At 59.4% G+C, this 13,646-nt stretch carries 9 protein-coding genes and 1 tRNA gene; 5 read left to right on the top strand and 5 right to left on the bottom strand.

All coding sequences use genetic code 11. From position 1 onward, the window contains the following. Positions 1 to 3: 3 nt before the first annotated feature. Entirely contained in the window at positions 4 to 1,440 is a 1,437-nt protein-coding gene (locus PSR62_RS05865; RefSeq protein ID WP_274406878.1) for an efflux RND transporter periplasmic adaptor subunit, read from the bottom strand. A gap of 153 nt (positions 1,441 to 1,593) precedes the next feature. Further along, entirely contained in the window at positions 1,594 to 2,058 is a 465-nt protein-coding gene (locus tag PSR62_RS05860) for a hypothetical protein (RefSeq protein WP_274406877.1), read from the bottom strand. 363 nt (positions 2,059 to 2,421) lie between these two features. On the opposite strand from PSR62_RS05860, the gene PSR62_RS05855 reads away from it, so the two are divergent. Then, on the top strand, positions 2,422 to 2,574 hold the full coding sequence (locus PSR62_RS05855) for a hypothetical protein (RefSeq protein WP_274406876.1): 153 nt from the start codon (positions 2,422 to 2,424) through the stop codon (positions 2,572 to 2,574). 688 nt (positions 2,575 to 3,262) lie between these two features. Here the strand turns inward: PSR62_RS05855 and PSR62_RS05850 are convergent. Both PSR62_RS05850 and PSR62_RS05845 read right to left on the bottom strand, forming a co-directional pair. After that, a tRNA-Leu gene (locus PSR62_RS05850) sits at positions 3,263 to 3,347 on the bottom strand. A 76-nt stretch (positions 3,348 to 3,423) separates the two neighbouring features. Further along, entirely contained in the window at positions 3,424 to 4,077 is a 654-nt protein-coding gene (locus PSR62_RS05845; RefSeq protein ID WP_274408173.1) for a phosphoribosylanthranilate isomerase, read from the bottom strand. A 169-nt stretch (positions 4,078 to 4,246) separates the two neighbouring features. Between PSR62_RS05845 and PSR62_RS05840 the strand changes: the two genes are divergently transcribed. After that, positions 4,247 to 5,176 carry a hypothetical protein gene (locus tag PSR62_RS05840; RefSeq protein WP_443217401.1) on the top strand — a complete coding sequence of 310 codons (930 nt, stop codon included), beginning with the start codon at positions 4,247 to 4,249 and terminating at the stop codon, positions 5,174 to 5,176. 190 nt (positions 5,177 to 5,366) lie between these two features. Then, positions 5,367 to 8,219 (top strand): leucine--tRNA ligase, encoded by a 2,853-nt coding sequence (gene leuS / locus PSR62_RS05835; RefSeq protein ID WP_274406874.1) that lies wholly within the window; start codon positions 5,367 to 5,369, stop codon positions 8,217 to 8,219. 114 nt (positions 8,220 to 8,333) lie between these two features. Here the strand turns inward: leuS and PSR62_RS05830 are convergent, their stop codons facing one another. Continuing rightward, positions 8,334 to 9,542, bottom strand: coding sequence for an acyltransferase family protein (locus PSR62_RS05830; protein WP_274406873.1), 1,209 nt, complete (start codon positions 9,540 to 9,542; stop codon positions 8,334 to 8,336). A 405-nt stretch (positions 9,543 to 9,947) separates the two neighbouring features. On the opposite strand from PSR62_RS05830, the gene PSR62_RS05825 reads away from it, so the two are divergent. Together PSR62_RS05825 and PSR62_RS05820 are read left to right on the top strand one after the other, a co-directional pair. Further along, entirely contained in the window at positions 9,948 to 11,189 is a 1,242-nt protein-coding gene (locus PSR62_RS05825; RefSeq protein ID WP_274406872.1) for a cofactor-independent phosphoglycerate mutase, read from the top strand. Between the two features lie 72 nt (positions 11,190 to 11,261). Continuing rightward, on the top strand, positions 11,262 to 13,049 hold the full coding sequence (locus PSR62_RS05820) for an aspartate kinase (protein WP_274406871.1): 1,788 nt from the start codon (positions 11,262 to 11,264) through the stop codon (positions 13,047 to 13,049). The last annotated feature ends 597 nt before the right edge of the window (positions 13,050 to 13,646 follow it).

Below are 13,646 nucleotides of genomic sequence, written 5' to 3'. Positions count from 1 at the left end.
TTCTCAGTGAGCCGCGTGAGTAGTGCCGTCCGCGTGGACGTGGACGCCGGGCTCTTTGCCGCTGGCGGATTGAGATTTCAATACTCGGTTGAGCGATGCTGCCGAACCTTGCGCCAAGTACGCTCCACTCAGGATGCTGCCATCGTTGGCGATGACGATCGAGCGGCGATCTTCGTGAAGCACGTGAACTGGAATCTGTTTGAACAGGTCGCCGTTCTGCCGAAACACGTACGCCTCTGGTCCTTCGCGAACAACCGCGTCGTGGGGCAACACGAACACGCCATCGAATTTTTCAACCGGAACGTGGATACGAGCCCGTTGCCCTGGTCGAAAACGCCAAACCAGGAACGCCCGGTCATGGTCACCGTACATACGAGATTGGTTCGTCAACGGAACGAAGAAATCGAACGTTCGACTGTTGGTGTCGATTGAGTTTGCGAGGTGCCGAATCTTGAACGTCTGCTTGTGTTCGGGCCAACGCCCCATTTCGTCTTCAGCAAACTCAACTTCAATGGGACGCTTTTCCTGCGCGGCTTGCTCCAGAAAAGCGGCTTCGCGTTTGAAGGCGTGACCAACGACATAGAGCATTTGGTGATTCGACAGATTCACCAGCAACTGGCCTGCTTGCACTTGCTGGCCAAGCACGACCGAGAGCTCCTGAACCTCGTAGGCAATCCCTTGATCTTCGGTAGTCGACGTAGCGGAAGTCGCCAAGACTTTCGGCTCGCCCGATTGCCGAAACTCTTGGCGAGTTTCGCTACTCAGAGCGATCGACAATTCCTGCACAGGCGGAGCCACGACGTCGACGGTTGAAACAAATGTCCCCGCTTCGATTTGAGCCACCTGATCGGGCGTCAGTCCGCGAGTGAGCAGTTCTTGTCGGGCCGCTTGAATCAGCGTCCTTTGGCGACTGATTTCACTTTCCAACTCAATCATCTTGGAACGCGAGACGGCCCCAGTACTGACAGCACCCGACAGCCGATCGATCTCCGCCTGAACGATCGCCGTTTCCTGCCTCGCCTTGAACAACTGCGTTTGCGTTGCCTGCAAGTATTCGCTGAATAGCCGCAGTGTGAACAGCGGATCGCCGGGCTGCATCGTATCGCCAGGAAATGCGTGAATCGCTGTCACGACGCCGACCGCAGGCGACGTCACGCCACGATCCGAAAGTCCCGGACGGTCTGCGACCTCGCCCGGAATCACCACCGTCCGCCAATAGTCCTGCGGACGAGCAGCCTTGGAAACGAGCGCTAGATTCTTACGAGCTTGTTCACTGATTTCGAGGACCGTCTGTTTCTCGATCCCCTCACCGGTTGATTCGGCGGAGGTTTCCACGAGAAGGCCGGGTGTTGAAAACAGCCGGTCACGGAAGGCCCAAGCAGCGATTGCCAACGCAATCACAACCGCCGGGCCTGCCAAAGCGCGCAGGAAGGCTTTCATGAATCGATCAATGTTCGTACGAGTTGATTGAAGAACGCGCGCGAATGAATAATCGCAGCGACCCCACGAGAAACAGCGGAACGAGAGACGCTCGATCAAAGCGAACTGCAACTGCGCAGCATCAAACTTCGATCGACAATCTCAACGCTTCAATCAAATCCGCAGACTGCGGACGAGCAGATAGATCGGCAGCGGTGAACCGCGATCCAGGAAAGAATGATGGACCCGAGATTGGCCCTCCAACGGCCAGCAAACCGCTTCGCTCGACGCGAAAACAAGGCACGCCAGATCAATATCCAAGATCATTGACGAGCGAGCTACCGCGGTGCCCGATTGCCCCAAGTAAACGGCATCCGAATCATGATCGGCTGGGAGGGACGACAACGAAACACCGTTCGTTTCACCGTCCCCGTCTTCCGATGCGTCGTCGTCACCACCGAAATGACTGTGCCCGTGATGATGCCCGTCCTCGTCATGCGACTGACTCGCCAACAAATGAACGTGCGGCCGATTCGCATGCCCCTCCGGTTCAACCACACCGCTACCCGCATGTGAATGAGGCGAAGCTTGCCCCAGCACAAAAAACGGAATCAGCAGCAGTGATAGAAATCGGTTCAAAGGTGGTCTCTGCTCAGGACTCAATCATACCCCGCCTGAGTATATCCCGCAGACGTCACGGTCGCTAGATCAAACCATGCTGGAACCGTTTGGAGGTTGAAGTCGGCGTCCAATTGAACGGCACTCAGGGCCTGCAACTGAACCCGAGGCGACGACACGGATGCCGTTTCTCCGTGGCTTATCCCAGCGGAGTTCGCCAAACCACCGCGGTCGGGAATCCCAGGCTCTCGTCGATCTGCAACGACAGAAAGAGCCGCGCCATCAGCCGCGGAGCCGCAGAAGGACTTCGCCGGGGTCAGACTTGGTCTTCGGCTTTCAGCCGATTAAGACGGAGGCGTTTCACCCCTCCGCCAGCTCGCCGCAATGCCACGTTTGCCCCGACTGAAGTACGAGAACGCCATCTATCATGTGGCCACCCGGGGTGACGGGCGTCGCCGGTTGCTTCACGACGATCCCTCGCCTCCGGTGGCGATGATCCGACCGAACGGCAGTCGGCAAAAAGACACCGTGTGGTAAACGTCGAGACGGTTTTGACGCTGACCGCGGAGCACTACGACGTGGAGGTATCGGAATGTTGCGGCTTCCGTAGCGACGCTGGAGGGAGAGATCTGGCGGCCTACCTTTGTCGTCGTCACACTTCGGTGACCCTACGTGAGTTGTCGGGATGCTTCGGCTTGAGCCACCCCGACGGTGCGGCGGGACTGGAGAAAGGTTCCGTCAACGGTCCATGTGATGAAAAATGCAATTGGCTCATCATCGTTCATCGCTCGGGCTCCTGCTTTTTCAAACAATCATTCCTCAATGGAGTGTATCCAGTCGGAGGAAACCGGGTGCTAGCGCACGCCGGCTGATGCAATGACCAACCTCATCCATCAGCCGAAACGCGATCGCGTCCGGTTCATCGTCGTTGGCCGCCGACCACAGAGACATGACAACGCTCGACGAACAGGAAACGTTGATGAACGCCACCTCGTCTTGATTTCAACGTGACACCTTGCACCACCAGGCTCGGTGGGGACGACGTTGTGAACTCAGAATTCCAAACGGGCCGCACCATCACATGAATGGTTGCACCACTGGTTGCACCTGATTCAGGCAACCGTGGTGAATCAGGGTCCATTCCTGACCATTTTGCCGGGTATGCCGACGACGGAAAATTCCGTCCGCACATGAAAAAACCCCGTGAATCACGGGGTTCAATCAATACGGCCGAGAGGATTCGAACCTCCACGGGATTATCTCCCACTAGGCCCTCAACCTAGCGCGTCTGCCAGTTCCGCCACGGCCGCGAGCTGTGTTGGTCTTTGACTGGGTGGCAAAGTTTGGCACAAATCTGCCCGACGTCAACGCCCAGTCAACCTGGATTCACAGAGCTTCCCCACCCCGCCGAACGGCTGCGACGAATTGGCGGATTTTCTCGGCGTTTTTCTGCCCCTTGGGCTGCTCCACACCGCTGGCGACATCGACACGGGTCGCTCCGCTGATTTGAATCGCCTCCGCGACGTTCTCGGGATTCAGGCCGCCGGCCAGCACCCACCCCGCCGCTGACTCATCGCGGCGATCCGCCCACGCTCGAATGCTCGGCCAATCCAGCGGCTGGCCACCTCCGCCAAACGAGGCTCCCGCGTCCGCGTCGAGCAAGCAAGAAACGCCCACGTCATTCCACTCCCCGATGGCAGCCTCAATCTGGCCGGGCTCGAGTTTCCCGCGCGGCAACCGGATCGCTCTCAGGACTCGCCCGCCACTTCGGATCAGATCCTCGGCCAGTGACGCGGGTTCATCGCCATGCAACTGGATCCAATCAAGTTGCAACGAGTCGGTCACCCGCTGAATGAAAGCCAACTCATGGTTGACGAACAATCCAACTCGCGTCAGCCCCGCTTCGCGAGCCGCTGCATTGATCAGGATCGTTTCCTCCGCATCGGGGTTGAGCGATCGGACGCTGGGTTCGTAGAAGTTCAATCCCACCGCGTCGGCTCCAGCATCGGCAACCGATCGCACATCATGCACGCTTCGCATGCCGCAGATTTTGATCGCAAACGGCGACCGAGATGGCTGCGTGGTGGGGGGATCGCTGGGGCCGACGGGAGGCAAGGTTGTCACAATCGTTTCAAGTTTCCTGGATCACCGAAGTGGAACCGGCCGATCATCAACAAGGACGGTCTGAGATCTCTCTGATCACGACCGAATCGCCGGTCCCTCGCATTTTCAGTGGCATCGTTTCGTGTCTGGCAAGTTCGCTGCATTGAGAATCCTAACACGCAACCCGCTCGTCGGCATCGCGGTCACCTCGATCGCCAGTTTCACACTCGTGATGGCGATCTGGCCGCCGCAGCCAACCCGGCATCGGGTTTCTTACCCGCAACCGGCTGCCGCTGTCCTTCCGGCCGATGCCCCCGCGGGTGCCAATGCCCCGGCGGACCGCAACGACACGGCCCACCACCCTCCAGTCTGGTCGCATCGCGTGGTGACCAGTGACAACGTCGAGGGATTTCGCCAACGACTGCTGGAGGCCCAGCACCCCAAGGCGTCCGCCAATGTGGGATGGGTGCGTTGGCGGAGTGAGGTGGCGGCTTTCTATGCGAAAGCGGAACAAAACCAACTCGCGTCGCACGAGAGCGATTCGGAGTCGCCGCTTCGATTGGCCAGCCACTCGACTTCCGCCCCGTCCTTCGAAGCGCCGTCCAAGTGGGTCGCATTTTGGCAGCGAGAAACGACCCGCACCAACGAATGGCTGGCGGGGTACGAGCGTGCCAACGCGGAGCGGATCGCGATGTTTGCCAAGTCCATCGAAGTGAACGCGCTGCCCATGTCGTGGCCGACTCGAGCCTGGGCGTGGGCGATCGGCGTGGCCCTCATGGTCGCCCTCACGGGCTGGACCTGGCTCGACGCCTCCCCGGTCCGCCGCTTGGAACTGGCTTCGCTGGGCATCGGCGATCAGAAACGGGAAGCGTTGCAGTCCCAAGACGAGGGCGACAACTGGACGGAAATGGCGTTTCGGACCGAATGGGTCGCGGTGACCCAGCCCGCCGGAGTCTGGTTGCGGCGAACGGCGGCTGTGTGCCTGGTGATCGCGGCAGGCGTGCTGGTTGTCGTCCGCGTGCTAGGCATCACTTAGCAGGCAGCGAACTTGCCGGAGCGGCGCCGAAACGGCTTGATCCGGCCTACTTGGGAAATCCCCCATTCACCAGACCGCTTGCCCGAAAACGCCCCCTGAGGGAACCTGTTTGCAGCGCAAGGTGGTCGTTTTTTCATTGCGAGTGCCCTGCCCTGCTCTGCCCTGCCCTTCCCCGCATCGCTAAGACGACATGGTCCGCTACAACCCCAACGAAATTGAACCTCGCTGGCAAGCCTACTGGGACGAACACCACACCTTCGCCACGCCGGAAAAAATCGGCCAGAAGAAACGCTACGTGCTGGACATGTTCCCCTACCCCAGCGGCGACGGGCTGCATGTTGGACACCCCGAAGGCTACACGGCGACGGACATCGTCTCACGCTTCGCACGGGCTCGCGGGGAAGCGGTTTTGCACCCGATGGGATTCGATGCGTTTGGGTTGCCCGCGGAAGAACACGCGATCAAGACCGGCGAGCATCCCCGCGTCCAAACCCAACGCAACATCGACAACTTCACTCGTCAATTGAAGATGCTCGGTTTCAGCTACGACTGGGACCGCGTCTTGGCGACCACGGACGAAGAGTACTTCCGCTGGACGCAGTGGATCTTCGGGGTGCTGTACGACACTTGGTTTGATCGCGAACAACAAAAAGGCCGCCCTATCGCGGAGCTGCCGATCCCTGCGGAGGTCACCGCCAAAGGCGAATTGGCAATCGAGCAGTATCGCGACTCGAACCGTTTGGCTTACCTGGATGACGCCTTGGTGAACTGGTGCCCGAAACTGGGCACCGTGCTGGCCAACGAAGAAGTGGTCGATGGCAAGAGCGAAGTCGGTGGGCACCCGGTCAAGCGGATCCCGCTGCGGCAATGGATGTTGCGGATCACGGATTACGCCGAACGATTGCTGGACGGATTGGCAAACGTGGATTGGCCCTCCGGGATCAAGAAACTGCAAGCCGACTGGATCGGTCGCAGCACCGGTGGCGAAGTCGATTTCTACTTGCAACGCGGAGCCGTGGGTGATGACACTGGCCCCTTCGTCGCCTTCAAACGGGCACGCGAAACCGAAGGCTTTCCAACCGATCCTGGCAAGGACTGCTTGCGTGTCTACACGACTCGGCCTGACACCTTGTTCGGAGCGACCTACATGGTCGTCGCGCCCGAGCACCCCTTGATCGATGTGCTGGTCAAACCCGAACAGAAAGCCGAAGTCGACGCGTATCGCGAGAAGGCTTCGTTCAAAAGTGACCGCGAACGAACCGATGGCGATCGAGCCAAAACGGGAGTGTTCACCGGTTCCCACGCGATCAACCCCGCGGACGGACGCAGCATCCCAATTTGGATCGCCGACTATGTTTTGGCAGGGTATGGAACCGGCGCGATCATGGCCGTTCCCGCTCACGACGAACGGGATTTTGAATTCGCCGTGGCGTTTGATTTGCCTGTGATCCCCGTTGTCGATCCACCAGCGGATCACAAACAACGCGACGAAATCTTGGCGGGCAAAGCTTGCTTCGCCGCAGAAGGCGTTGCGATCAACAGCGGTGAGTACGACGGCAAAACGACCGCGGAAGTCAAAGCCGCTTTGACCGCCGAATTGGCCAAACAAGGCCTGGCATGCGAAGCCGTCAATTACAAGCTGCGGGATTGGTTGTTCAGTCGACAACGTTTCTGGGGCGAGCCCTTCCCCGTCCTGCACGAGATCGATTCCGAAGGCAATGCGACCGGCGTGCGCCGCTTGGTTCCGGATGATCAATTGCCCGTGACGTTGCCAGAACTGGCCGACTTCAAACCCCACGGTCGCCCTGAGCCACCGCTCGCAAAAGCCGACGACGATTGGTTGATCGTGGAACTGGACGGCAAACGCTACCGCCGCGAAACCAACACGATGCCGCAGTGGGCCGGTTCCTGCTGGTACTACCTGCGGTACATCGACCCCAAGAACAGCGACGCATTGATCGATCCGCAAAAGGAAAAGGACTGGATGCCGGTCGACTTGTATGTCGGCGGTGCCGAGCACGCTGTGTTGCACTTGCTGTACTCACGGTTCTGGCACAAGGTCCTGTTCGACCGCGGCCATGTGTCTTGCCCCGAACCGTTTGGCAAACTCGTCAACCAAGGCATGATTCTCGGCGAAGTGGAATTCACCAGTTTCGTGGATCCGTCCGGCAAACACGTCTCCACCAAAAACGTCAAGAAAGACGCCGAGGGCAACCGTGTCAGCAAAGCCACTGGCGAACAGGTCGAGATCGTTTCCTTGACCGAAGAAGAAGTCGTCAAGAAAGGCGAAGGCTTTGTCCTGGCTTCCGATGCCTCGATCAAGGTCGATAGCCGCGCGTTCAAGATGAGCAAGAGTCGCGGCAACGTGGTCAACCCTGACTCGGTCGTTCGCGACTACGGAGCGGACTCGTTGCGTTTGTACGAGATGTTCATGGGCCCACTGGAGGCGACCAAGCCTTGGGCGATGAATGGCGTCGGTGGCGTTCGCAGCTTCTTGGATCGCGTCTGGCGGATGATCATCGACGAGCCCGAAGACGAGCTGCAGCTTTCCGCCGCGGTGGTGGACACGCCCTGCGACGAAGAGCAACTTCGCGTGCTGCACCAAACGATTCGGAAGGTGACCGAAGACAACGAAGCGATGAGTTTCAACACCGCGATTGCGAAGATGATGGAATTCACGAATCACTTCACCCGTTGCGAAACGCGACCACGGGAAGCGATGGAATCGTTCCTGATCCTGCTGGCTCCCTACGCACCTCACCTGTGCGAAGAATTGTGGAAGCACCTGGGGCACAACGAATCGATTTCGCTGCAGCCGTGGCCGCAGTGGGACGAAGCCGCGTTGGTCCAGTCCAGCATCGAAATCCCGGTTCAGATCAACGGCAAGTTGAAAGCGAAGATCTCGTTGTCACCGGATGCGAAACCGAACGAGATGGGCGAAGCAGCGCTGGCGGATCCCGCGGTTCAAAACGCGATCGGCGACAAGAAGGTCGTCAAGACGATCGCCGTTCCCGGCCGCATGGTGAACCTGGTCGTCAAGTGACCCGGTGAGCGAACGTAGGCCAGGGTAGCCAAGAATTCGGTTCGTGTTCGTGTCCGAATTCTGGCGAATCCGGCTACGCGTTACAGGTTCCATCGAGCGGAGTCGATGGGCGACTCAGCCAGCGGCAGGTTCCGCGACCGCTGGTCGGCGGACTCGCTCGGACACATTGGCGTATAGCCGACGCAGTGCCTTCGTGATCGGTTGCTCAATCCAAACCGTGACCATCCAGGCCAACGCGAACGAGAACCCAACCACAATCGCCAAACACAAGATCGGTGGCAGGCCGGCTTGATCAAAGGCGTGCAGCAAGGTGCAGCCCAGGTTGTTGTGACACAGGTACAACGCGTACGAGATCGAACTGATCGCCACAAAAGGTTTCAGCCGCAAGACAGGAATTTTTCCGTAGGCGGCCATCGTGACCAAGCCGATGATCAGTGCCGTTGCAGCCGGGTTGTGTTTGCCGTGATCGATGCTGTGGAAGACCCCCGCGGCCACCACGATGCCCAGCAGGTTCTGCCACTTCGCCCCGACGCCGGTCTTGATCATGTACAGCAAGAAACCGATCGCGAACAGCGGCGCGAAGTCGAGCACCAACAGGTGCCTGACCGCGGTCAGAGCAGCGAACACAGACGTGTCACCATAGCTGGCCTGGGCCGCATCCAAGGCGGGACACAGCACCAACGAAGCGGCCAACAATGACCCCCAGCCGACGAAGTAGCGTTGCAAGTAGCCTTTGCAGAACAGCGTCACCAAGACGAAGTAGAACATCATCTCGACCTGCAGCGTCCACATCACCGGATCGATGCACTCATAGCCAAAGACTCGCGGCATCAAGGTCAAATTGGCCAGAAACTGCTCCGTCGAAATCGGCTGGCCGTTGAGCGGAGCAAACGTCACAATCCAAAGGTTTGCGAAAATCACCATCAGGAACAGCGGCACGATTCGGATCAGTCGAGCGGCCACGAAATCGGTGGGCTTGCCACGACGCATCAGCGACATGCTGTTGACGAAACCGCTGAGAATGAAGAACAGCTCGACGCCATAAGCACCGTAAGGCCATTCCCCGCCCAGCGGACTGGAGAAGCCGAATTTGACTGCGTAAACGTGCGTGAAGTGAAACAGCACCAAATTGATCGCTGCCATCGCACGCAACGCGTCGAGCTCCAGAATCCGACGATGCGGCTTCAGCGACGATGCAGACTCACTGGCACCAGACCCACCAGCGTCTTGCCCGGTCTCATCTGTCACGGCCACAGCCCGCGACACGTCGCGTCCCTTGCGGACAGCGCGAGCCAAATGGCGGACGTCAGCGGAACTTCTCACCGCGAGGGCCACCGGTTCGGCGGATTGCTCCCGAGTGTCATGCGAAAAGGAGTTTTCCCATGTGCATGCCGAAGACTGACCTGAAAGAGGGCCAGTCGCCGAAAGGGAATCGGATGGTGGTGGGGCAGATTGCATCGTTTGACAATGGACTTGGAACGAGAAGGATCTCTGTGTCCTCTCAAGGATGGGTCAGCCCCTCCCTCTTCACCACCGATTTTTGCTCGGCTGGCGGAAGTCCGCTGCTGCCGCGTCGGTCTGTATCGGTCGATCCAACAGCAACAGTGGCGACGACCGAATCGATTTTGCGGGTTCCCGCGACATCAGCTTGGGTCGGGCCCTTTCGTTTTCGCGGGCGTTCAACGAAACTGCCGCAATTCTTTCGACCATCCAGGCGGAGCCTTCGCCATGAAATATGTCCTGATTATCCCCGACGGCTGTGCCGACGAACCGCTCGAATCACTGAACGGACGCACACCTCTGCAAGCCGCGAACCTGCCAGCGATGGACCAAATCGCATCGCTGGGCCGCGTTGGCGTGACCGACAACACCCCGATTGATTTCCCTGCTGGCAGCGAAATCGCCAATCTGTGCCTGCTGGGTTACGACCCCAATGTGTGCTTCACCGGCCGAGCTCCCTTGGAAGCCGCCGCGCAGGGCATCGAATTGGGCCCTCAGGATTGCGCCGTGCGATGCAATTTGGTCACCATTCGCGACCAGACGATGATCGACTTCACCGCCGATCACATCAGCACCGAAGAAGCCACCACGCTGCTCGCGGATTTGTCGAAGGAACTGTTCAGCGAAAACGGACCGCTGGGTGACGCTGACCTGGCCAGCCGGTTGGAATTTGTCCCCGGGGTCAGCTATCGGAACCTGATGCTGTATCGCGGCGACGCGGATCACCCCTCGCCGTTCACCAACGCGACACGATCGAGTGCCCCGCACGATTTGACCGACCTCAGCGTGATGGACGATTTCCCGCGTGGTCCCGGCAGCCAGATCTTGGTTGACCTGATGAACGCGTCAGCGGAAATCCTGGCCAAGCACCCGATCAACGTCGCTCGCAAAGCGGCCGGCAAAGACGTCGCGACCCACGTTTGGTTGTGGAGTTCCGGCGGCGCGCCTCAATTGTCGACGTTTGAGGAACGCTACGGCATTCGCGGCGTGATGATCACCGCAGTCGACTTGCTGCGCGGCATCGGTGCCCTCGCCGGTTGGCCTCGAATCGAAGTCGAAGGTGCCACCGGGTACCTCGACACGAACTACGCTGGAAAAGGCGAAGCGGCAATCCAAGCTCTCGCGGACTATGATTTTGTCTGCGTCCACATCGAAGCCCCCGACGAAGCCTCTCACGAGGGCAACGTCGAAGCCAAGATCGAAGCGCTGCAGCAAATCGACCAGCACATCGTTGCCCCGCTTTGGGAAGCGCTTTCCAAGCACGACGAACACCGCATGTTGATCTTGCCCGATCACCCCACGTTCTGCCGGACCAAGAAACACACGCACGGCCCCGTGCCCCTGACGATGGCCGGCACCGGCATCGAAACCGACTCCGCGACGACCTTTGACGAGATCGCCGCGAAGGCATCCGGATGGGTGTTCGATCCCGGTTGGACGATGATGGACGCCTACATTCAGAAAGGCTGATCCATCGGGTCCGCTGGCAAATGGACTGCCAATCCTTTTCCCTCCTTCCTTCCGTTTCGCTTCGTCACTTCCATGTCCCTGATCGTTCAAAAATTTGGCGGCACGTCGGTTGCCGACACTGAAAAGATTCGTGCTGCCGCGCGGAAGGCTATTCGTGCCCAAAAAGCCGGCCATCGAGTCGTGATGGTTGTCAGCGCGATGGGCAAAAACACGGACACGCTGCTGGACCTGGCCTCGCAAATCAGCGATGAACCACCGGCGCGTGAAATGGACATGCTGCTCAGCACCGGCGAACAGGTCAGCGTGGCGTTGGTTGCGATGGCCATCCACAACATGGGATCGAAAGCGGTCAGCCTGACCGGCGGGCAAATCGGCCTGAAGACCGACAACAGCTTCAGCAAGGCTCGCATTCAATCGATCGACACCGGTCGCATCGAACGCTTGCTCGACGCTGGCAACATCGTCGTCGCGGCGGGTTTCCAAGGCATCGACGACGACTTGAACATCACGACGCTCGGTCGGGGCGGCAGCGACACCACCGCGGTGGCTTTGGCGGCCGTGCTGGGCGCGGATGCTTGCGAAATCAACACGGACGTCGATGGTGTTTACACCACCGACCCCAGACTGCTGGCAGAAGCCCGCCGGGTGGATGTGATCAGCTACGACGAAATGCTGGAACTCGCTTCCCTGGGTGCCGGCGTGATGCACTCCCGATCCATCGAATTCGCCAAGAAATTCGAGGTGCCGATCCACGTCCGCAGCAGTTTCTCGGATCAAGACGGCACGATGATCGTCGCCCAGCCCGAATCAGAAACCGCTCCCGTCTCAGGCGCGGCGTTGACCCGCGACGAGGCTCGCGTGACCGTGCTGGGCGTGCCCGACGTTCCTGGCATGAGCCAAAAAATCTTCTCGGCCATCGCTGAGCAGAAGGTGGCCGTCGACATGGTCGTCCAAAACGTCGGCACCTCTGGCAAGGCCGATGTGTCGTTCACGGTCGCGGGCGGCGAACTCAAAAAAACCCTCGCAGCACTCGAGGGAACCCTGGCGTCGCTCGGTGCCGATGGCGTGACCCACGACGATCAAGTCTCCAAGGTCAGCGTCGTTGGGCTGGGGATGGCCCATCAAAAAGCCGTCGCTGCCAGCATGTTCCGAGCCCTGGCCGAGGCCGAGGTGAACATCCACATGATCACAACCAGTGAGATCAAAATCTCCTGCTTGGTTCCTCGTGATCAAGCCAACACGGCCCTGCGTGCGGTGCACGAAGCGTTCACACTGGATCAACGGCCCAGCGACGCAAAGACTTGGAACGAAATCAAAGCCAGCCATGCCAAAGAAGCTGATGTGGCCGACGTTGTCTCTCGCTTGCAAAACGACGCGTTGGAAGCGCTCACACTGACCGACATTTCGATCGTTCCCGATCAAGCCCGCGTGACACTCGATGGGGTCCCGGACCAAGTCGGTGTGGCAGCCGACATCTTTGAACAGATTGGCGAAGCCGGCATCTTCATCGACATGATCGTGCAAGGCTACGACGGCGAACACGGCAGCACCAGCGTCAGCTTCACCGTCGAACAAGCCGACGTGGAAGCCGCCACAAAGGTCGCTCGAGCGATCTGTGACAAACATCAAATGCGAGACGTTCGCGGTGCTTCCGGAATCACCAAGCTCAGTGTCAGCGGCATCGGGCTGCGAAGCCACACGCAAGTCGGCACGGTGCTGTTCGAGCAACTGGCCAGCGCCGGCATCAATGTTGAGATGATCGCGACAAGTGAACTGCAAGTGAACGTGGTCATCCAAAGCGATCAAGCTGGCGACGCTGCCGCAAGGCTGAAACAAGCCTTCGCCGAAGCCCTGCACTGAAGTGGCGGGTGAGATGCCCGACGGCCAAGACGTCGCCCAACCAACCGCGGAGCGGTGACATTCGACAGCCTCGGGTTTTAACCCGAGGTCCAGGTGCCCCGCACCGGCCCCAAGCCGCGGGGTGCAATCCAGGAATAAGCTTGGCATCCGCAATCAGAACGCCAATGGTGACGGCCTGTCGAGTCAGTCGTCAACGACGTTTCAACGCATGGAGGATGGGCACTCTTGCCCGTCAGAGTCGGCCTAAGCAGGTACACAGGTGTCATCGGGTATGTGAGCCGTTGGCGTTAGCCACGGTTTTCACGCGCAACCGGGGGCAAGCGTCCAAACGGCTCACATGATTGTGCCCGATCATTCCAGCCGACCTGCTTAGACCACCCATCACAACCCGAAGCGTGAGCAAGGGACTCCCCCAACTCCCTCGACGGCCCCATCCGGGGCGAAACCCAAACGCCAGCCACCATTTAATTTTCGAACGTCCCGAGCGGCGACAGGTGGATCCGAACTCACTGCCAACTGTCGTCGCTCCGCGACTTGGATGCGCGTCTAGCGTCAAAGAGACCTTGGGTTAAAACCCAAGGCTATGCAAATGCCGTC

Source organism: Rhodopirellula sp. P2 (assembly GCF_028768465.1).
Classification (GTDB): Bacteria; Planctomycetota; Planctomycetia; order Pirellulales; family Pirellulaceae; genus Rhodopirellula.
Note: the sequence above shows the minus strand (reverse complement) of the source record. Positions and strands in the feature narration are given on the sequence as shown.